General features: G+C 64.6%; 18 protein-coding genes. 6 read left to right on the top strand and 12 right to left on the bottom strand.

Going from position 1 to position 20,367, the window contains the following annotated elements; genetic code table 11:
* Nucleotide 1: 1 nt before the first annotated feature.
* The 3 genes from FEF27_RS01995 to FEF27_RS01985 all read right to left on the bottom strand — a co-directional run bounded on the left by FEF27_RS01995 (nt 2) and on the right by FEF27_RS01985 (nt 4,209).
* Entirely contained in the window at nt 2-931 is a 930-nt protein-coding gene (locus tag FEF27_RS01995) for a shikimate dehydrogenase (RefSeq protein ID WP_138169155.1), read from the bottom strand.
* Complete coding sequence (locus FEF27_RS01990; RefSeq protein WP_138169154.1) at nt 928-2,829, bottom strand: endolytic transglycosylase MltG; 1,902 nt, start codon at nt 2,827-2,829, stop codon at nt 928-930. Before FEF27_RS01990 ends, FEF27_RS01995 begins: the two co-directional genes overlap by 4 nt.
* Before the next feature lie 93 nt (nt 2,830-2,922).
* Nucleotides 2,923-4,209 (bottom strand): DUF349 domain-containing protein, encoded by a 1,287-nt coding sequence (locus tag FEF27_RS01985; RefSeq protein ID WP_138169153.1) that lies wholly within the window; start codon nt 4,207-4,209, stop codon nt 2,923-2,925.
* Nucleotides 4,210-4,303: 94 nt separating this feature from the next.
* Here FEF27_RS01985 and hisS point away from each other — a divergent pair, with 94 nt between their 5' ends.
* The 4 genes from hisS (at nt 4,304) to FEF27_RS01965 (ending at nt 9,563) form a co-directional block, all read left to right on the top strand.
* Nucleotides 4,304-5,650, top strand: a complete 1,347-nt coding sequence (gene hisS, locus FEF27_RS01980; protein ID WP_138169152.1) for a histidine--tRNA ligase — start codon at nt 4,304-4,306, stop codon at nt 5,648-5,650.
* 11 nt (nt 5,651-5,661) lie between these two features.
* Nucleotides 5,662-7,440, top strand: coding sequence for an aspartate--tRNA ligase (gene aspS / locus FEF27_RS01975; RefSeq protein WP_138169151.1), 1,779 nt, complete (start codon nt 5,662-5,664; stop codon nt 7,438-7,440).
* A 63-nt stretch (nt 7,441-7,503) separates the two neighbouring features.
* Complete coding sequence (locus tag FEF27_RS01970; protein WP_138169150.1) at nt 7,504-8,181, top strand: DUF4287 domain-containing protein; 678 nt, start codon at nt 7,504-7,506, stop codon at nt 8,179-8,181.
* A gap of 8 nt (nt 8,182-8,189) precedes the next feature.
* Nucleotides 8,190-9,563 (top strand): replication-associated recombination protein A, encoded by a 1,374-nt coding sequence (locus FEF27_RS01965; protein WP_138169149.1) that lies wholly within the window; start codon nt 8,190-8,192, stop codon nt 9,561-9,563.
* A 57-nt stretch (nt 9,564-9,620) separates the two neighbouring features.
* Here the strand turns inward: FEF27_RS01965 and qcrB are convergent, their stop codons facing one another.
* The 4 genes from qcrB to ctaE all read right to left on the bottom strand — a co-directional run bounded on the left by qcrB (nt 9,621) and on the right by ctaE (nt 14,010).
* Nucleotides 9,621-11,354 carry a cytochrome bc1 complex cytochrome b subunit gene (gene qcrB / locus FEF27_RS01960; RefSeq protein ID WP_138169148.1) on the bottom strand — a complete coding sequence of 578 codons (1,734 nt, stop codon included), beginning with the start codon at nt 11,352-11,354 and terminating at the stop codon, nt 9,621-9,623.
* On the bottom strand, nt 11,351-12,445 hold the full coding sequence (gene qcrA / locus FEF27_RS01955) for a cytochrome bc1 complex Rieske iron-sulfur subunit (protein WP_138169147.1): 1,095 nt from the start codon (nt 12,443-12,445) through the stop codon (nt 11,351-11,353). Before qcrA ends, qcrB begins: the two co-directional genes overlap by 4 nt.
* 61 nt (nt 12,446-12,506) lie before the next feature.
* Nucleotides 12,507-13,304 (bottom strand): cytochrome bc1 complex diheme cytochrome c subunit, encoded by a 798-nt coding sequence (gene qcrC, locus FEF27_RS01950; protein ID WP_138169146.1) that lies wholly within the window; start codon nt 13,302-13,304, stop codon nt 12,507-12,509.
* A 58-nt stretch (nt 13,305-13,362) separates the two neighbouring features.
* Nucleotides 13,363-14,010 (bottom strand): aa3-type cytochrome oxidase subunit III, encoded by a 648-nt coding sequence (ctaE, locus tag FEF27_RS01945; RefSeq protein ID WP_243728967.1) that lies wholly within the window; start codon nt 14,008-14,010, stop codon nt 13,363-13,365.
* A 203-nt stretch (nt 14,011-14,213) separates the two neighbouring features.
* Here ctaE and trpD point away from each other — a divergent pair, with 203 nt between their 5' ends.
* Nucleotides 14,214-15,254: an anthranilate phosphoribosyltransferase gene (trpD, locus tag FEF27_RS01940; RefSeq protein WP_138169145.1), complete on the top strand. Its 1,041-nt coding sequence runs from the start codon at nt 14,214-14,216 to the stop codon at nt 15,252-15,254.
* Nucleotides 15,255-15,258: 4 nt separating this feature from the next.
* Here trpD and def read toward each other — a convergent pair whose 3' ends face one another.
* From def to FEF27_RS01915, 5 genes are all read right to left on the bottom strand, one after another.
* Nucleotides 15,259-15,870 (bottom strand): peptide deformylase, encoded by a 612-nt coding sequence (def, locus tag FEF27_RS01935; protein ID WP_138169144.1) that lies wholly within the window; start codon nt 15,868-15,870, stop codon nt 15,259-15,261.
* A gap of 68 nt (nt 15,871-15,938) precedes the next feature.
* Nucleotides 15,939-16,340, bottom strand: coding sequence for an aa3-type cytochrome oxidase subunit IV (ctaF, locus tag FEF27_RS01930; protein ID WP_138169143.1), 402 nt, complete (start codon nt 16,338-16,340; stop codon nt 15,939-15,941).
* Nucleotides 16,340-18,064 carry an aa3-type cytochrome oxidase subunit I gene (gene ctaD / locus FEF27_RS01925; RefSeq protein ID WP_138169142.1) on the bottom strand — a complete coding sequence of 575 codons (1,725 nt, stop codon included), beginning with the start codon at nt 18,062-18,064 and terminating at the stop codon, nt 16,340-16,342. The genes ctaF and ctaD overlap by 1 nt, the downstream gene beginning before the upstream one ends.
* A 2-nt stretch (nt 18,065-18,066) precedes the next feature.
* A complete protein-coding gene (gene ctaC, locus FEF27_RS01920) occupies nt 18,067-18,921 on the bottom strand; it encodes an aa3-type cytochrome oxidase subunit II (RefSeq protein WP_138169325.1) in 855 nt (284 codons plus the stop codon).
* Nucleotides 18,922-19,202: 281 nt separating this feature from the next.
* Nucleotides 19,203-19,607 (bottom strand): HesB/IscA family protein, encoded by a 405-nt coding sequence (locus tag FEF27_RS01915; RefSeq protein WP_138169141.1) that lies wholly within the window; start codon nt 19,605-19,607, stop codon nt 19,203-19,205.
* Nucleotides 19,608-19,715: 108 nt separating this feature from the next.
* On the opposite strand from FEF27_RS01915, the gene FEF27_RS01910 reads away from it, so the two are divergent.
* A complete protein-coding gene (locus FEF27_RS01910; RefSeq protein ID WP_138169140.1) occupies nt 19,716-20,339 on the top strand; it encodes a DUF3043 domain-containing protein in 624 nt (207 codons plus the stop codon).
* Nucleotides 20,340-20,367: the final 28 nt, after the last annotated feature.

Raw genomic sequence — 20,367 nt, 5'->3', positions numbered from 1 at the left:
CCTAACGGTCCAGCGCCTCGGCTCCCTCATGGAGGCCGATGGCCGACCGCATCTTGCGCACCATCATGAAGTGATCAGCGTCGTTCTGGATGGCCGCCGGGTTCCACGTATTCTCCGTGAACAGCTCTACCTGGCGGACTGCCTGATGCAGCAGCATCTCCAGACCGCTGGTGACGGCCCAGCCGCGCTGCATCCAGGCGTGGGCCAGCGCCGAAGGCCAGGGGTCGTAGGCGACGTCGAGCAGCACGGGCTGGGGTTCGCAGTGGGCCGGCAGCTGGGTCGCAAGGGTGTCCGCTGCCCGTGGCGGCAAGGTGGAGACCACCACGTCCAGCCTCCGGTGGTGGAGGTCCTCGCCCAGCGCGGTGAGCGGACGAATGGTCAGCTTCAGCCCGAGCTGTCGGGCGAGCACAGCCGAGGCCTCAGCACGCTGCTCATTGCGCGCGTAGAGCAGCACCTGACGCGCCCGCAGTTCTGCTGCCGCCGCCAGAGCTGCGGCGGCGGTGCCGCCTGCGCCGAGCACCGCGAAGGTGGCATCCGCCGGCTGCTGCGGCGTGATGCCCTGCTCGCCCAACGCCTGAACGATCCCGTCAACGTCAGTGTTCTCCCCCCGCAGCGTGCGGCGGCCCTCCGAGTCCTGACCGATGAGCACAGTGTTGAGCACCCCCAGGGTTTGGACGCGGTCAGAGATGTGGTTCATATGCGGCACCATCGCCGCTTTCAGCGGCATTGTGACCGACCACCCCAGCCAGTCCGGCTCGTTCGCCCGCTGGCTCAGGAAGTCCCCGACCGTGGACTCATCAACCTCGTACCGGGTGTAGCGGATGTCCACGCCCAAGTGCTCATAGGCAGCGGCGTGCAACTGGGGGGAACGGGAGTGGCTGATCGGTGAGCCGAGCACCGCCGCCCTGCGCTGCGGAGCACTGCGGCTCATCCGTCAAACTCATCCTCTGCTGCGTCCACGTCCCCGGGCCCACAGGCTCCCTCGTTCTCCCGGCAGAACTCCAGGAACTCTTCGGTGTCCTCCTGGTGCGCCGCGTAGGTTTCGTTGAACCGTGTCTCTCCGGTGATCGGGTTCACGGTGACCCAGTAGAAGGCTCCCGTCTCGGCCGGGTCGGCGGCAGCGGTGACGGTATCGGCCACCGGCACGCCGATGGGGCCTGGTGGGAGCCCAGGGTGCACGTAGGTGTTGTACTCGTTCTCCGCATTCAGGCGCTCTTCCTCCGGGAAGTGCAGATCTCCGGAGAGCCCAATGCCGTAATTCACCGCAGCGTCGATCTGCAGCAGACCGTCGGTCTCGGTCTGATCCGGCTCGAGCCGGTTCTCGATGGCGCCGGCCATGATCCGGTAGTCCTCCAGCCGCTCCTCGCGGGGACGCTCATCACTGATGGTGTTGTTCGCCTCGGCAGTGATCAGCGAGGCAATGATGATCGTCTCCCACTGCTCATCGGGGTCGGTGACGCCGAGGTCTTCGAGCCGCTCCAGGGTGGGGTCGACGATCATCTGGATGATGTCCTCGGCGGAGGCGTCCACCGGGGGCTCGTACTCGCCGGCGGCGAGGAAGCCTTCAAGATCCTCTGCCTGGTCGGGGAGGCCGAACTGTTGGGGGTCCTCATTGAGTTCGCGCAGGTCCTCCCGGGGTATCTGCGCCCCTTCAGCGATGGCATCCAGGGTGTCGTCGAGTCGGAATCCGGCGTTGATGTTGATGTACCCGACCTGCTGACCATCACCGAAGATGACTTCCACCGCCTCGGCTGCGGGCATCTGCTCCCGCATGGTCAGCGTCTCGGCATGGTAGTTCGCCTCGGGGTCGAGGTCCTCCAGCGCCTCCTGGAACGCCTCGGGGCCGGCGATGATCTCTTCATCCACAAGGCGATTCTGGATGGAGGCCAGCCCCTCATTGGGGTAGATTTGGAACTCCACTTCATCGCCTGCGACGGTTTCATAATCGGCGATTTCGTCCCCGCCGAGCAGGGACTGCACGATCATGACAAAGGCGACCATGAGTGTCGCGAAACCAAGCAGCGCAACGGTCAGGGTGATGTTGCGGCGGCGGCGCTTGGCCCGGCGCTTCCGAAGCAGGGCGTGATTGACCCGCCCCTCGACCGGCGCCACAGTTTGATACCCGCGGCCGTACCCGGAGGCGCTGACCAGAATCGGGGTGCCGTGCTCGTCGTGGTCGAGGTGGTCCTCGTCGTAGGCCTCGTCCCAGTCGAGCTCTTCGTGCTCGTCGTAGTCGTACTCTGGGGGCAGCTGGTCGTACTCCGGGGAGCGCGCCGAGGGTGGAGCGACCACCTCTTCGAACGGTGTGGACGGCGAACCCGTCATCGGTATCTGTTCGGGCTCGGGCGCGCCGTCGGTTCGCGACGGGGTCTGTGTGTCCAGGGCGGGGGCGGCCGAGGGCGGGACCGCAGCTGCACCGGTGGCCGGCTGCTGCCTGCTCGGCTTCTCTGGTGCCTGGGTGCGCTGCGCCTGGCTCACCGGCGGGACCGCGGGATGCTCCTGGGTCTGCTGCCGGCGTTCCCGGCGGGATCTGAATCCGGGGCTCGGAGACCCAGGCTCCGGCTTCGCGGACGCTCCTGCGGCGGTGGTCCGGCCGGTGGAAGCTGGGGTGCTGCGGCGTTCGTCCTTGGGGGTGGTGGTCTCCTGATCGAAGAGATTCGGCCCCCGCCCGGTGCTCTCCTCAGCTGCTCCCGAGGCGGTGGAGGAGCTGCTCAGGCGCCGTACCGCCGATTCGCGCTCCCGCTGCGCAGCCCGCTCCCGTTCCCGCGATTCCCGTATTTCCCGGCGACGACGGCGCGACCCCACTTCGGGGGATTGTTCATCGCTCACGCAATTCCTCGCTGGACAGGTAGACGGCAGGACGGGTCAGGGCTCAACGCAAGCCTAGTTGGCAGACCTAGCAAGTGTAATCTATCTGTTATCTCAGCTCGAGGTGAGCATCTGAAGCCAGCTGCGGCGTGCCGCAAGAGCTTCCTCCGCCTCACGCTTGAGCTTGTCGTCGCCGTCCGAGTCTGCCTGGGCGACATCGGTCTCCAACTGTGAGATGGTCTCCTCCAACTGGTCAATCATCTGCGACTGCCGGTCGTTCCGCGCTGATTCCCTGGGACTGCGGGTGGCGCCTTCGGCTTCACGGAAGGCCTCCTGGACCTCCCCGATAGCCCGTTCCATGCGTTTGACGTCGCCGCGGGGGACTTTGCCGGCGGCGTCCCAGGCCTCAATGAGCGTAAAGTAGCGTTCGCGCACCGCCTCTGGCTTGGTGAAGGGCATCAGCTCCCGGAGCTTGCCGAGGATCTCCTCCTTCTTCTTCAGGTTCTCCGCATATTCGGCGTCAACTTTCGCATTGGCCGCATCGCGGGCTGAGAAGAACACATCCTGAGCGGCTCGGAACCGTGCCCACTGAGCGTCCTCCGTCTTGCGAGGACCCCGGCCTTGCTCCTTCCACCGGTCCATCAGCCGGTGGTACGCCTTGGTGGTGGGACCGAAATCCGTGGAGTGCTGCAGCTTCTCGGCTTCTGCGATCAGCTCCTCTTTGGCCCTCTTAATGTCCGCGGCTTCTTTGTCCCGGCGGACGAAGAACCCCTTGCGGTGACGCTCGAAGGTGCTCCGCGCCTCCCGGAACCGCTTCCAAAGTGGATCTTCCACGGGTTTGGGGAGCCTGGGCGGAGTGCGCTGTTCAGTCTTCCACTGCTCGAAGAGCTCGCTCATCCGTTCCTGGGCCGACTTCCAGTGCTGACGGTCCGGGTCTGCCGCGGCAAGCTCTTCGGCGGCGCGCACAATCTCTTCCCGCACTGCGACCTTGGCGCTCAGCGCCTCGTCAGTCTGCTTCTTCTCCGCAGCCGCGATCCCCTCAATGCCCTCAGTGATCTCTTCGAGAATTCCCCGCAGACCGGCGACGTCGCCGACCCATGTGCCACCCTCAAGCTCTTTGCTCAACGTGGCGCGGCTGGAGCGCAGCGCACTGGCAGAGTCCGCCTGGGTGGCCACTCGCGCGCGCAGCAACAGCGCCCGGTTGTAGAGGTCGTCGAACTTGCGGGTGAAGTACTGCAGCGCGGCCTCGGCGTCACCGGCGGAGAACTGCCCCACATAGGCTTCCTCCGCGCCCTCCGAGGTGGGGAGGACGTATACGTGGCCTTCCTCGTCCACCCGGGTGCGTGCGCGCACCTCGTCCAGTGAGCTTTGATGATAGTTCGGCTTGATAGCAGGACTCATCCCACCAGGTTACCGCGACAGGCCGTACTCTGTGCCGTACCCGTATGATGGTGTGGTTTGGCAGGACCCACCGCAGAAGGAGTGTTGAGCACCTATGGCACGCAAGGCCTCTCTCTCAGGCTACCTGGAGCTGCTGCCGGCTGAACGGTTCGCAGAGCTGCATGTGCTTGACACCCTGCGTGAGGTGTTCGAGGCCCATGGGTTCTCGCCCTTGGAGACCCGGGCGGTGGAGACGGTGGAGACTCTGCTGCAGAAGGGGGAGATCGATCAGGAGATCTATGCGATCTCCCGGCTTCAGGAGGAGGAGCGTTCCGGCCGGGAAGCCAAGCTGGCGCTGCGCTTTGACAATACTGTGCCCTTTGCCCGCTACGTCACGGAGAACGCAGGTCACCTAGCCTTCCCTTTCCGCCGGTACCAGATTCAGAAAGTGTGGCGCGGCGAGCGGCCGCAGGCCGGCCGGTTCAGGGAGTTCTCGCAGGCAGATATTGACATCGTCGGCGACGGCGCGCTGCCCTTCCGGTGCGATGTGGAGATCGTGGTCGTGATGGCCCGCGCCCTGGAAGCGCTGCGGATCGGTGACTTTACGCTGCGGGTCAACAACCGGAAACTCTCCGAAGGCTTCTACCGGACTATCGGGCTCACCAACACGCCTGCTGCGCTCCGGGTGGTCGACAAACTGGAGAAGATAGGCCCCCTCCGCGTGGCTGAGGAGCTGCGCGAGACGGCAGGGGCCTCTGCGGAGCAGGCCGAGCTGGCGCTACAGCTGGCCCAGATCCGCACCTCGGACTGCACGTTTGCCGATAAGGTCCGCCAGCTGGCCGGGGATCGGCCGGCGGATCTCTTGCAGCAGGGCCTGGACGAGCTGACCGAGCTGATGAGCGAGCTCAACGCGCGAGTGCCCGGCCGGGCGGTGGCAGATCTGTCCATCGCGCGCGGCTTGGACTACTACACCGGCACCGTGGTCGAGACCGTGTTGCACGGTCATGAGGATCTCGGTTCCATCTGTTCGGGCGGGCGGTATGAGTCCTTGGCATCCGCAGGCAAACGGGTGTTTCCCGGTGTCGGACTCTCCATTGGGGTGACCCGGCTGCTCTCAGCCCTGATCAGTTCTGGTGAGCTGGCGTCGTCGCGCTCTGTGCCGACCGTGGTCTATGTCACTCTCCGCTCGGACGACGACTGGGGCCCCGCCCAGGATGTGGCTGACCAGCTGCGCCGCCGGGGCATCAGCGCGGAGGTGGCACTGAGCGCGGAGAAATTCGGCAAACAGATCAAGTACGCCGACCGGCGCGGCATCCCCTATGTATGGTTCACTGACGAGCTCGGCCGGCACGAGGTCAAAGATATCCGCTCCGGGTCGCAGGAATCGGTGGACCCCAGCAGCTGGGCTCCGCCGACTGAGGACCTGACCCCCCAGATCATCCGTAAGACTGAAGGACTTTAAGGAAGGACGCTGTGCTCCGCACTCACACCACCGGCGAGATCAACGCCGAGCTGATTGGCCAGACCGTCACACTGACCGGCTGGGTCGCCCGCCGCCGGGACCATGGGGGCGTGGCCTTCCTGGACCTGCGCGATGCCCAGGGCGTGGCCCAGGTGGTGGTGCGTGAGGAGGAGGATTTCGACCCCCTGCGCAATGAGTTCGTGCTCCAGGTCACCGGGGTGGTTGAGCGCCGCCCGGCCGGCAACGAGAACCCGCAGCTGAGCTCCGGCGATGTGGAAGTGATCGCGGAGACCACCAAGGTGCTCAACCCGGCGGCGGCACTGCCTTTCCAGATTGATGACCACGTGGAAGTCGGTGAGGAGGCTCGCCTGCGCCACCGCTACCTGGACCTCCGCCGCCGTGGCCCGGCTCAGGCCATGCGGCTGCGTTCGGAGGCCAATCGAGTTGCTCGGGAGGTCCTGCACCGCCGCGGCTACCTGGAGGTGGAGACACCCACGCTGACCCGTTCCACCCCTGAAGGTGCGCGCGACTTTGTGGTCCCCGCGCGGCTGAACCCGGGCTCCTGGTACGCCCTGCCCCAGTCGCCGCAGCTTTTCAAGCAGCTGCTGCAGGTCGGCGGGGTGGAAAAGTACTACCAGCTGGCCCGGTGCTACCGGGACGAGGACTTCCGAGCTGACCGGCAGCCGGAGTTCACGCAGTTGGACATTGAGGCCAGCTTCGTGGAGCAGGAGGACGTGATCGCCCTGGTGGAGGAGGTCACCCGGGAGCTCTGGAGACTGATCGGTGCCGAGATTCAGGCTCCCTTCCCGCACATCACCTACCGCGAGGCTATGCAGCGCTACGGCACGGATAAGCCGGATCTGCGGTTCGGTCTGGAGCTCACCGAGCTCACCGAGTACTTCCGGGAGACGCCCTTCCGGGTCTTCCGCGCCGCCTACGTGGGTGCAGTGGTCATGCCCGGTGGGGCAGCGCAGCCGCGACGGACCCTGGACGCGTGGCAGGAATGGGCCAAGCAGCGCGGCGCGAAAGGGTTGGCCTATGTCTTGGTGCAGGAGGACGGACAGCTCGGCGGCCCCGTGGCCAAGAACCTCTCCGAGTCCGAGAAGGCTGGGCTGGCCGATGCTGTGGGCGCTGAACCTGGTGACTGCATCTTCTTCGCCGCTGATAAGCCGGCAGCCGCCCGCAGCCTCTTGGGCGCAGCGCGCAATGAGATTGCCCAGCGGCTGGGGCTGATCGAGCCTGGCAGCTGGTCCTTCGTATGGGTGGTGGATGCACCCATGTTCGAGCCCACAGATGATGCTCAGGCCGCCGGCGACGTGGCCGTGGGCTCAGGGGCGTGGACAGCGGTGCACCACGCCTTCACCGCGCCGAAGCCGGAATTTGAGGAGACGTTCGACACTGACCCGGGCGAGGCCCTGGCTTACGCCTACGATCTGGTCTGCAACGGCAACGAGATTGGCGGGGGGTCCATCCGTATTCACCGTCAGGACGTGCAGGAGCGTGTCTTCCAGGTGATGGGTCTGGCGCCTGAGGAAGCCAGGGAGAAGTTCGGGTTTCTGCTCGACGCCTTCAAGTACGGTGCTCCCCCGCACGGCGGATTCGCTTTCGGCTGGGACCGCGTGGTTGCTCTGCTGGCCGGTGAAGAGTCCATCCGGGAAGTCATCGCCTTCCCCAAGACCGGCGCGGGATATGACCCGCTGACTGCTGCCCCGGCACCGATCACCTCTCAGCAGCGCAAAGAGGCCGGGGTGGACGCCCGGCCTGCTCCCAAGGGTGCGGCCACCCAATAGGATAGGCAGCGGGGCATGGCCCACCATGCCCGTTGAAACTCTGCTGAGGAGGCCTCCGAGCTGATGAGTGACCACAAGCCTGAGCTGACCCGGCTGCAGCAGCAGATGCGGCCCAGCGCTGAGCGGTACGCTCAGCTGCGGCCGCTGGTCCTGGGTGAATCCGCACCGGATCACGACGGCGGCAGCGCGACGTCATCGCCGGAGTTCAGTGACGAGACCATCCGCGCCAAAACCGGACACGACTGGCAGGAGTGGGTGGCCCTGATAGACGCCGGGCCGGGACGGGACGCCGGTCACACCGCCATCGCCACCTGGGTGGGCGAGGAGCACGGGGTCCCCGGCTGGTGGGCCCAGGGGGTGACCGTGGGATATGAGCGGATCACGGGGCGGCGCCTGCCCGGTGAGATGCCGGACGGAACGTTCACGATCTCACGCTCCAAGACCATTGGACTGGAGTGGACACAGCTGCGCGGACTGCTGGACGACCCGGCCGCCAGATCCGCGCTGCTGCCGGCGATGATTGCCGACGAACGGTCCAAGCCGGGGGTGAAGGCACCGAAGTTCACGCTCACCGATCCTGAGACCCGGACTGGTCTGGGTGTCCTCCAGTTCAGCAGTGTTCCCGCGAAAGCAGGGGGCAGACTCACCGTGACTCACGAGAAACTCTCCTCCCCCGAGCGGGCTGAAGCGTGGAAGCAGTTCTGGGCGGCATGGCTCGATGACCTTGCCGCGGTGGATTGACGCGACCCATGACAGGCGATCTGTTCAGCGCACCTGAGGGCGACGACCACTCCGGGCGTGACACCGCTCCACGTGCCGCGCGGCGGCACACGCCCCTGGCGGTCCGGATGCGCCCGCACAGCCTCGATGACATCGTCGGACAGCAGCATCTGCTCGGCGGCGGTTCGCCCCTGCGGGTCCTGGCTGAGGGGAACACCGGACCCGCCGGGGCCAGCTCCGTGATCCTCTACGGTCCGCCCGGGACCGGGAAGACGACGATTGCGCATGTGGTGGCCCGCGGCGGCGCACGGAAGTTCGTAGAGCTCTCCGCCATCCGCGCCGGAGTGAAGGATGTCCGGCAGGTGATGGATCAGGCCCTTGAGGACCGGGACCTGCGGCAGGTGACCACTGTGCTGTTCCTCGACGAGATCCACCGCTTCAACAAGGCACAGCAGGACGCCTTGCTCCCCGGGGTGGAGAACGGCTGGGTCATTCTGATCGCCGCGACCACCGAGAACCCCTCCTTCAGTGTGGTGGCACCGCTGCTGTCCCGGTCACTTCTGCTGACCCTGACTCCGCTGACCCGAGAGGACCTCTCCGGCCTGGTCGACCGCGCCCTGGCCTCGGAACGCGGCCTCGACGCGGCATTCGACCTTGACCCGGCGGCCCGAGCCCACATACTGCGCGTCTCCGGCGGCGACGCCCGTCGAGTGCTGACCACGCTGGAGGCCGCAGCAGCAGTAGCACGCGGCCGAGACTCAGTGCACATCACGGCCGAGGATGCGCAGCAGGCGGCCGACTTCGCGGTCCAGCGCTACGACAAGGACGGTGACCAGCACTATGACGTGATTTCAGCGTTCATCAAGTCGCTGCGCGGTTCCGATGTGGACGCTGCCCTGCATTACCTCGCCCGGATGATTGTTGCCGGAGAGGATCCGCGATTCATCGCCCGACGGTTGGTGATCGCCGCCGCTGAGGAAGTCGCCATGGCTGACCCGACCGCACTGCAGACTGCCATCGCCGCAGCAGACGCAGTACAACGGATCGGCATGCCTGAAGGGCGGATACCCCTGGCCCAGGCCACCGTGCACATCGCCACCGCACCGAAGTCCAACGCCGCCTATAAAGCCCTCGACGCCGCAATCGCTGATGTGCGTGCCGGCCGGGGTGGCGCGGTGCCGCCGCACCTGCGTGACAGTCACTACGCCGGTGCCGCACGCCTGGGTCACGGCAAAGAGTACATCTACGCCCATGACCAGCCGCACCATGTCGCTCGCCAGCAGTACCCACCGGATGATCTCATCGGGGTGGACTACTACTCCCCCACCGAGAACGGCAATGAACGTGCGGTGAGTCAGCGCCTGCTCCGGCTGCGTGACATTGTGCGTGGTCGCCCGAACTGACCACAAAGCTGCGGGCCCGCCCCCGAAAGGGAGCGGGCCCGCAGCTTCAGTGATTCATCACCGATGGTCAGTGGATGAGCCAGCCGTAATGGCCTGCCGGGATTCTGCCGCCTCCAGCGCAGCCGGGCCGTGGCCGTGGTGGCTCATCACTTCCAGGTACTCCTCGCGGCTGACGGGGACAACCCGGTCTTCGAACCAGATGCGGTTCAGCCGCGCCCGGAGCTTCTCCAGGGCCGTGATCTTGCCCTTGGCATTGGGACGCGGGCCGCTCGGCGCCGGCGCCTCGTAGGACACCAGGGTCCACAGCTCGTACTCGTTGGGGAGCTTGTGCTTCTCGTGGAACTCACCGTCGGCGCTGACTTCAATCACGCCCGCCTCATGGCCGTGCAGGGCCACCTCGCGGTCTTTCCGCTGCAGTGCCAGACAGATGCGTTTGGTCAATATGTAGGCAATGATCGGCCCCAGGAAGAACGCTGCACGCAGCCAGTAGATGACGTCATTCAGCGACAGGGCGAAGTGCGTAGCCATCAGGTCCGAGGACGCCGCACCCCACATCACGAGGTACCACACCACCATGGCCACACCGAATGCGGTCCGGGTCGGAGCATTGCGTGGACGGTCCAACAGGTGGTGCTCACGCTTATCACCGGTGATCCAGGTCTCCAGCCACGGCCAGACGAACACGCCCAGCAGCAGCAGCGTGATCGGAATCATCGGCACCAGCACCGGAGTCGCTATCGCATTCCCACCCCACGGTGTGGGCAGGACGAACTCCAGCGGTATGTTCCCGATGAAACCGGGCATAATGCGCAGCACGCCGTCGAACCAGCCGATATACCAGTCCGGCTGCGTACCAGCCTGAACTGGTGAGGGATCGTACGGCCCGTAGTTCCACAGTGCGTTGATCTGGAACGTGCCCGCCAGCAGGCTGAGCACCCCCAGCACAATGAAGAAGAATCCTCCGGCTTTGGCGGCGTAGACCGGCCCGATGGGGTAGCCGACAACATTGCGTTCGGTGCGGCCGGGACCGGGGTACTGCGTGTGCTTGTGCATCACGACCATGAACAGGTGCACCGCGATGAGAATCAGAAGCAGCGCCGGAATGATGAAAATGTGCAGGGCGTAGAGCCGCGGGATGACCTCATTGCCGGGGAACTCGCCGCCGAAGAGGAAGAACGAGGTGTAGGTGCCGACCACCGGAATAGCTTTGAGCATACCGTCGATGATCCGCAGACCGTTGCCGGAGAGAACCTCGTCAGGCAGGGAGTAGCCGGTGAAGCCAGCTCCGAGTCCGAGGATCAGCAGCGATGCGCCCACCACCCAGTTCAGCTCGCGGGGCTTCCGGAAGGCGCCGGTGAAGAACACGCGGATCATGTGCACGCTCATGGCCAGGACGAACATCAGCGCGCCCCAGTGGTGCAGCTGGCGCATGAACAGGCCGCCACGGACGTCAAAGCTCAGCTCCAGCGAAGTGGCATAAGCCATCGACATCTCCAGCCCCTGCAGTGGGGCGTAGGAGCCGGAGTACCGGGTGGTCGCCATCGAGGGGTCGAACCAGAACGTCAGGAAGGCCCCGGAAATGACCGTGATGATGAAGCTGTAGAGGGCCACTTCACCGAACATGAATGTCCAGTGATCGGGGAACACCTTGCGTCCGAATTCGCGCACCATGCTGGTGCCGCCGACGCGGGTGTCCACGTAGTTGGCAATCCTGCCGGTGTTCGATTTGGGCTGGTACTCATTGACCTCGAGGTACTCGTCCTCGGTGTATGTCTGTTTTGAGGCGCTCATGCGGGAAAGTCACCTTCCGGATCAGTGTGGCCGCGCTCCCAGTAGGTCGGCCCGACAGGCTCAGTGAAGTCGCTGCGGGCGATGAGGAAGCCTTCATCGTCGACGGTGATCGGCAGCTGAGGCAGCGGACGACCGGCGGGGCCGAAGGTCACTTTGAACTCTTCGGAGGCATCGAATGTGGACTGGTGGCACGGGCACAGCAGGTGGTGGGTGTGCCGTTCGTAGAGGGCCACCGGGCATCCCACATGGGTGCACACTTTGGAGCAGGCAATGATGCCGTCGTGGCCCCAGTCCTCCCGGCCCGGGGTGGGCTCCTTGAGGTCATCCGGGTTCAGCCGCATCAGCAGGACCACGGCCTTGGCCTTCTCAGCCAGCCGGTCCCCGTGAGACTCGATCTCACGCAGATTCTCCGGAATCACATGCATCGCCGAACCGATAGTGAGGTCAGAGGCCCGGATCGGGGTGCCGGTGGGGTCCCGGACCAAGCGCACCCCTTCGTCCCACAGGGAGTGCCGCATCCGCTCGACGCCGAAGTCCTCGGTGCGGTCCAAGTCACGGAAAAGCACCACGGCCGGCAGCGGTGCCAGCAGCGCCGCGGCAATCATCGTGTTGCGCAGCAGCGGGCGCCGTTTGATCTGCGTTTCCTCGATGATCCCGGTGACGATCTCCTCCGCCTCGGCCCGGTCAGCTTCGGTACGCAGCGGCTTGCGGGCCTCGGTGACCTCGTGGTCGGGCATCAGTGTCTTGGCCCAGTGGACGATCCCCAGGCCGATTCCGAGCATGGCCAGAGCTGTGCCGACGCCGATGAGCGTGTTCTGTACCCGCAGGGCGGTCATACCCTCGAAGTAGTCGTCGAACTGGTCCATTCTCGCCACGGCGAAGTACCCGACGAAGAACATGAGGGTACCGATGATGGAGACGATAAACATCGCGGCGACCTGGCGCTCACTGCGCTTTGCGGCCTTCTCGTCAACATCGGCCAAACGAGGGCGGTGCGGCGGCAGCCCGGGGTTGTCGATGGCATAACCGCCCGAGGTCCCGTCACCGGCTTTGACGACGGCGGTTGAGTCACCGTTACCGTGCTCGGCCATATGGTTTTCGTCCTTTGCTGTTTCTCAAGTGCGGTCTAGGTGCGTGTGGTGGGTCGTGAGCCTAGGAGGACCGTGAGGTCAGCCAGACCATGGAGCCGACCAGGAGGGCAAGCCCGAGGGTCCAGATCAACAGACCTTCGGAGACTGGGCCGAGGAAGCCTAGCGAGAAGCCCCCTGGGGAGCCCTGCTTCTCGTAGGTCTTCAGGAAGGCGATGATGTCGCGCTTGTCCTCGGGCGGGATGTTGGCATCGTTGAAGACCGGCATGTTCTGCGGGCCGGTGGTCATGGCGGTGTAGATGTGCACTGCGTCGACACCGTGGAGGCTGGGGGCGTACTTCCCCTCGGTCAGCGCTCCACCGGCGCCGGCGGCGTTGTGGCACATGGCGCAGTTGATGCGGAAGAGCTCTCCGCCGCGCGCTGGATCGCCTTGGTCCACATCGAGCCACTCGTCGTCGGGGATCCCGGGGCCCGCGCCCAGCGAGGCAACGTAGGCGGCCAACTGGGTGGTCTGCTCCTCATTGAACTGCGGCGGCTTCTGCTGCGCCTGGGGGCCCTGCATCTGCATCGGCATGCGCCCGGTGCCGACCTGGAACTCGACAGACGCCGCACCGACGCCCACCAGTGAGGGCCCAGCATCTGAGCCCTCTGCGTTCATGCCGTGACAGGTGGCGCAGTTGGCCACGAACAGCCGCTCGCCCTCCTCGACCTGTTCGGAGCTGAAACCGTCAGGGGTGTTCGACGCCTGCGCCTGGTTCACCGTGGTCGCGGCAGCATAGAGCCCGCCGGTCAGCAGCAGACCAAGGAGGAGCAGCGCCACGAACGCGAACGGGTGGCGGCGCTTCTGAGAGAGTGCCTTCACTTCAGCCGGTTCCTTTTCTTCTCGGTGCGATTCAAGAGACTTGGGTGGCCCGCGCGGGTCAGACCAGGAGCGGGAGGATGTAGACGACACCGAACAGTGCGATCCAGACCACATCCACAAAGTGCCAGTAGTACGAGATGACGACGGCGGCTGAGGCTTCCTTATGGGTGAACTTCACGCTGAAGTATGCCCGCGCAATCACGTACAGGAAGGCGAACAGACCGCCGAGGACGTGCAGGCCGTGGAAACCGGTGGTGATGTAGAACGCCGAGCCGAACGCGTTGGTCTGGATGGAGACCCCATGGGAGACCAGGACGGCGAACTCGTAGGACTGACCGGCGATGAAGATTGTGCCCAGCAGGAAGGAGAGGATGTACCACTCCACCATCCCCCAAGACTTCATACTCAGCGGCCCACCGGTGCGGCGGGGCTGGTGGCGTTCGGCAGCGAAGACACCGAACTGCGCTGTCACGGAGCTCGCGACCAGGATGACGGTGATCAGCGTGGCCAGGGGCAGATCCAGTCGCTGACTGTACTCAGCCCACATGGCGGGCTGAGTGGAGCGCAGTGTGAAGAACATGGCGAACAGGCCAGCGAAGAACATGAGCTCACTGGTCAGCCACACCATGGTTCCCACGGAGACCATGTTCGGGCGGTTCGGCAGAGTTCGTGCCGGCGCGGCGGGGGCTTGGGTTGCAGACGTCACGGACCCATTATGGCCTGAAATCGTCACCGTTCGCATGCTGGAACAGCGGTGTGGCGCGGGGCAGCTTCGCAGGGTTTGCGCTGTTTCCGCGTCATTCCTGGGATCGAGGGCACACCGGTGGCGTGAAAGTTGCGCAAATATTTCTACAGCGTGTCGAAAAACCACTGGCGCTGCACGTCCGCATGGTGGCTATTGTGGAGCATATGAGTGTTGACAGCATGACGTGGCCGGAGCTCTTGGAGACTCTGCTGGCCGGCAATGATCTCACCGCCGAGACGGCCCGGTGGGCGATGGACCACTTGATGAGCGGGGAACTCGACGAACCTCGCATTGCCGGATTTCTGGTGGCACTGCGGGCCAAGGGTGAGACCGGGCCGGAGCTCCTGGGGCTGTCCGAGTCCATGATGAACAGGGCGGTGCAGATTTCCGTCCAGGGGCCGACTCTGGACATCGTGGGCACCGGCGGGGACCGGCTGGGTACGGTCAACATCTCGACGATGAGTTCGCTGGTGGCTGTGGGCGCTGGAGCCCGGGTCATCAAACACGGCAACCGCGGAGCGTCCACCACGGCCGGTGCGGCAGACGTAATCGAGGCACTTGGGGTGAATCTGGATGTGCCGACGCAGCGGGTCGCCGCAGCGGCCCAGGCTCTGGGCATCACGTTCTTGTTCGCACAGAAGTTTCATCCTGCGATGCGCCACGTCATGGGGACTCGCAAATCGCTCGGCATCCGTACCGTGTTCAACTTCCTGGGCCCCATCTCCAATCCGGCGCGCCCTACAGCGCAGGCTCTGGGCTGCGCAAGCCAGGCGCTTGCCCCGCAGATGGCCCAGTCGCTGGCCGCACGCGGCACCCAGGCGCTGGTGTTTCGCGGACAGGACGGCCGGGACAAGATCACCACCTCGGCGGCCACCGACATTTGGGAGGTCCGCGATGGGTCCATCACGCACTCCGAGCTGCAGCCCGAGCACGTAGGCATTGAACGCTGTGAGATCACCGCACTGCGCGGCGGCGCCGCAGCGCAGAACGCACAGATCGTTCGCGACGTCCTGGAAGGTACTGCTGGCCCGGTCCGGGACGCTGTGGTGCTCAATGCCGCCGCCGGGCTGGCCGCCCTGGATCCGTCGGCGGAGGATGACCTGGTGACCCGGTTGAAGATGCAGATGGAGCGGGCGGCAGAATCAATCGACTCTGGGGCAGCGGCCCGGGTGCTGCGTGAGTGGGTGGCCTTCTCTCAGGCCTGAACGGTCACCGAGAGTTCTCTGGCTCCTCGCCGGCGTCGTCGTCGTGTCCGAACGGGTCGGGGTCGACTCCTGGGAGCCATGAGTGCCCCGGAGTGTTCCACTCTTCGCGCTTGACGACCTTCTTCCACCGCTTGGCGTAACGGGGCCCTAGCCGGTTGACGTAGAGGTAGCCGTCGAGGTGGTCATACTCATGCTGAAGGATCCGCGCGAACCAGCCGGTTGCCTCGAACCGCACGGTCTCCCCCTGCGGGTCCAGTCCGGAGATCTCCACGTGGTCACTGCGCTTGAGCGGGAAGCTGTAGCCCGGCGCGGAGAGACACCCCTCGACTTCCTCTTCCGGGTCGGGGGCCTCCTGGGAGACCCTTCCGATCAGCCGCAGGGTGGGGTTGATGAGCACCCCGCGGGTGGGGGCCTGCCCTGTGTCGGGATACTTCCAGTTGAAAATGCGCAGACCGACCCCGATTTGGGGGGCGGCCAACCCGACTCCGCGTGAGGCTTCGAGAGTGTCATCCATATCAGCGATGAGCTGCTGGATGTCCTCGTCAATGCTGCGTACCGGCTCGGCTCGGCGGTGCAGAACCGGTTCGCCGTGAATGACTATGGGGCGTACGGCCATACGGCCGGCTCCTCTCAGTGGACAGGAACGCTCGGCAGGTGGTGGTGAACCTGCCGAGCGTGCACCTGTCAGTGGGCGTAGGTCTTTCGGTTTCCTTCCATGACCCACCCGGTGACGAAGAAGACTGCCGGTATGCATGCCAGGAAGAAGACCCACCAGTCAATGGCGAGGCCGAAGAACAAGAACGCCAGACTGAAGCCCAGTCCCAACGGCCACCAGCTCCACGGGAAGAAGTCCCCGTAGTTGCCCGCCATGTCGGCGACCTCGCCTTCCGGGTTGTCGCTGTCCAGCGCACCGTGGTGCTTGCTGGTGGACCGCAGGTACCACCAGAGCATGAAGCCCAGTCCTGCGGTGAGCAGCAGCAGCGGGAACCCTGCCAGCTCGCCGAACCCGGTGAGGAAGCCGTAGATGAAGGCGACGACGAGGCAGAAGACCCCGATTCCGCCGAAGATGACGCCATTAGTCTTCATCAGATACCCGCCTTATCTTTCTGGTCGGCAGGCCCGAAGACCTTGCCGGCCGGAGTGCTGACACTGTGCCGATCCGACAGCTCCGGGTGGTGGAGGTCAAGCGCCGGGCGCTCCGACCGGATCCGCGGCAGGGAGTAGAAGTTGTGCCGCGGGGGCGGGCAGCTAGTCGCCCATTCCAGAGACCCGCCGAAGCCCCACGGATCGTCCACCAGCACCTTCTTGCCCTTGCGGTGGGTGATCCACACGTTCCAGAAGAACGGAATGAGTGAGGCGCCCAGGAGCATCGAGAACACGGTGGAGAACTGGTTCATGCCGGTGAAGCCGTCCTCGACCATGTAGTCGGCGTACCGCCGCGGCATGCCCATCACACCAAGCCAGTGCTGGATCATGAACGTGCCGTGGAAGCCGATGAACAGCATCCAGAAGTTGATCTTGCCGAGCCGTTCGTTGAGCATCTTGCCCGTCCACTTCGGCCACCAGAAGTAAAAGCCTGCGAACATCGCGAAGACCACAGTGCCGAAGACCACGTAGTGGAAGTGAGCCACGACGAAGTAGGTGTCAGAGACGTTGAAGTTCAGCGGCGGAGACGCCAGGATGATTCCGGTCAGCCCCCCGAAGAGGAAGGTCACCAGGAACCCGAGACTCCAGAGCATGGGCGTCTCAAAGGTGATGGAACCGCGCCACATGGTGCCGATCCAGTTGAAGAACTTCACCCCTGTCGGCACTGCGATCAGCATGGTCATCAGCGCGAAGAACGGAAGCATCACGGCGCCGGTGACGTACATGTGGTGCGCCCAGACCGTGACAGAGAGCGCTGCGATGGCGATGGTGGCGTACACCAGCCCCTTGTACCCGAAGATGGGTTTGCGGCTGAAGACCGGCAGGATCTCCGAGATGATGCCGAAGAAGGGCAGGGCGATGATGTACACCTCCGGGTGTCCGAAGAACCAGAAGAGATGCTGCCAGAGGATCGCTCCACCGGACTCGGGATCGAAGATGTGGCCGCCGAAGCGCCGATCGAGTCCGAGACCGAACAGCGCCGCCGCCAGCGGGGGGAACGCCATCAGGACCAGGATCGAGGTCACCAGCGTGTTCCAGGTGAAGATCGGCATCCGCCACATGGTCATACCCGGGGCGCGCATGCAGATGATGGTGGTGATGAAGTTGACGCCGCCGGCGATGGTGCCGAAACCGGTCAGCGCCAGCCCGAACACCCAGAGGTCTCCGCCGACGCCGGGAGAGTATGTCGTGTCGGAGAGCGGAGCATAGGCGAACCATCCGAAGGAGGCCGCACCCTGAGGTGTGAGGAAACCGGCCACAGCCACAGCTGAGCCGAAGAGGAACAGCCAAAAGGCAAGGGCGTTCAAGCGCGGGAAAGCAACATCCGGGGCGCCGATCTGCAGCGGCATGATGACATTTGCGAAGCCGGCAAAGAGCGGAGTGGCGAACATGAGCAGCATGACCGTGCCGTGCATGGTGAACAGCTGGTTGTACTGCTCCTTGGTCTGCAGGAACTGCATCCCGGGCTCGAAGAGTTCTGCACGAATGATCAGCGCCATGACGCCGCCGAGGCAGAAGAAGATGAACGAGGTGATCAGGTACATGTACCCGATGGTCTTATGGTCCGTGGTGGTCAGCCAGCTGACCACGATCTTTCCCTTGGAGACGGGGACGGAGCGCGAGACCTCGCGTGCGTCGTCGGAAGAATATTCCATAGTGGTCATGATCAGTCGTCCCCTCCGGTCAGAACGTCGGAGTCGTGGAGATTGGGGTTGCGGTTGTACTCATCGCCGAGGTGACCTTCATTGAGTCCGTCGAGGTACTGCGTGAACTCCTCCTCCTCGACCACAGCGACGTTGAACAGCATCTCGGAGTGATACTCCCCGCAGAGCTCGGCGCATTTGCCGTCGAAAACGCCGGTTTCCTGCGGGTTGAGATAGATATAGTTGGTGCGCCCGGGAATCATATCGCGCTTCTGGAGGAAGGCCGGGACCCAGAATGAGTGAATGACGTCGCGGGACTTCAGCTCGAAAGTGATGTCGTGATCGACCGGGAGGTAGATGGTCGGCAGCGTCTCGCGCACACCTTCTTCTCCGGTGAGGTGCGCCTGGACCCCGGTGTCGTAGACCTCGTACTCCGTGCCGTTGGCTGCCGTGTACGTGTAGTTCCAGTCCCACGACCACTGCTTGCCGTAGACCTCGATGGTCATATCGGGATTTTCGTAGGGCTCATCGATCGAGCGCTGGACCTGGTCCGTGTAGAAGAAGAACACCGCCACCATGACCAGCGGCACCAGGGTGTACATGATCTCCAGTGGGATGTTGTAAGCCAGCTGGCGGGGATAGCCGGTCTCCCCTTTTCTGCGCCGATAGGCGACCATGCACCAGAGCATCAGCCCCCAGGTCAGCACACCCACGGCCAGAGCGGCGATCCAAGAATTGACCCATAGGTCCGTGATCTCGGGTGTGTTGGACGTGGTGTCGCGGTCACCAGGCAGCCAGCCGCGGCGCGCAGGGTTATCCTCTGCACATGCGGTGAGCACAAGGAGCGCCACACCGGCCAGGGCCAGCGACTTCGCCATGCGGCTGAAGCTGCCGGTTCGTTTCTGCGAAGAACTCACAGACGGCCCTTCCTCTTTCAGTTGTGTGCGAGTGAATCGCGCACTATCACTTGGGTCTCAACCACTGCCAGGGCAGTGATCAGCGACATCTTTACGCTGGAGCTAAGACTACTACGAGATGTAGAGGGAGCGCTGGACCGCGACACCCCGCGAGCTACTCCTCACACGCAGAAACCCGCGCCCCACCGGGGGACGCGGGTTTCAATATGACTTCTACATTACGTAGTAGAAGCTCAGTGCACTCAGTGGAAGGAGTCCCCGCAGGCGCATGAGCCGCCAGCATTGGGGTTGTCGATGGTGAAGCCCTGCTTGGAGATGGAGTCCTCAAAGTCGATGGAGGCCCCCTCCAGGTACGGCACGCTCATCTTGTCGACGACGACTTCGACGCCGTCGAACTCGCGGAGGGCGTCACCGTCCAGGGTGCGCTCATCGAAGTAGAGCTGATAGATCAGTCCGCTGCAACCGCCGGGCTGGACTGCCACGCGCAACCGCAGATCGGTCCGGCCCTCCTGCTCCAGGAGCGACTTGACCTTCTGGCTGGCCGTCTCAGACAGCTCGACTTTGTGGGCGGCGAAACCCTCTACCTCGGAGCCGCGGATTTCGGCGGTGTTGTCGGACGCGGTGGTTTCCGGTGTGGCAGTGCTCATTGTTTCCCCTTACATCATGGTCTGCAGCCAGTGCCTCTATGCACAGTACCAACGTCGGGTCCCACCACGTCATTCCCGCAGTCTCGAGCGCGCCAGTACACTGGTCAGGTGCTTGGTTTCAGAAAAAAGAGTCAGTCCGACGGCGCCGCCCACGAAGAGGCTGCCCCCGCCCCCGAGGCAGATGCGCGTCCCGCCGATCAGCGGCGACGTACCCCGGAGAAGAAAGGGGTCCCGACCCCGAAGCGCCGGGATCAGGAAGCTGCGCGCCGGCGCCCGCTGGTGCACAATGACCGCAAGGCAGCCCGCGCAGCTCAGCGAAAGGCCATCCAGGAGCAGCGGGCGAAAATGCGCCAAGCGATGGAGACCGGGGAGGAGCGCTACCTCCCAGTGCGCGACCGTGGGCCGCAGAAGCGGTGGGCCCGCGACTACGTGGATGCCCGGCACGGCATCGGCGAATGGCTGCTCATTCTGGTGCTGATCTTCCTCTTCGCCTCCTTCCTTCTCACCGACGAGACGCGGGCACTGACCTCCTACCTGCTGTTCATCCTGATGCTGGCAGTCTTCGTCGAGTTGTTCTGGGTGGGGCGGAAGGTCCGTCAGGGACTGGAGGCCAAGTTCGGTCCCGGAAATGTGGAGAAGGGCACGCGCTTCTACGCCGCGATGCGCACGCTGCAGATGCGTCGACTACGCCTGCCGAAGCCGATGGTCAACCGAGGCGAATTTCCCAGTTAGCGGGCCCCGGCCTGACCGCCGGCGGCCG

The organism is Nesterenkonia sphaerica (assembly GCF_005771565.1).
Lineage (GTDB): Bacteria > Actinomycetota > Actinomycetes > Actinomycetales > Micrococcaceae > Nesterenkonia > Nesterenkonia sphaerica.
This window is presented reverse-complemented; position numbering and strand designations above follow the sequence as displayed.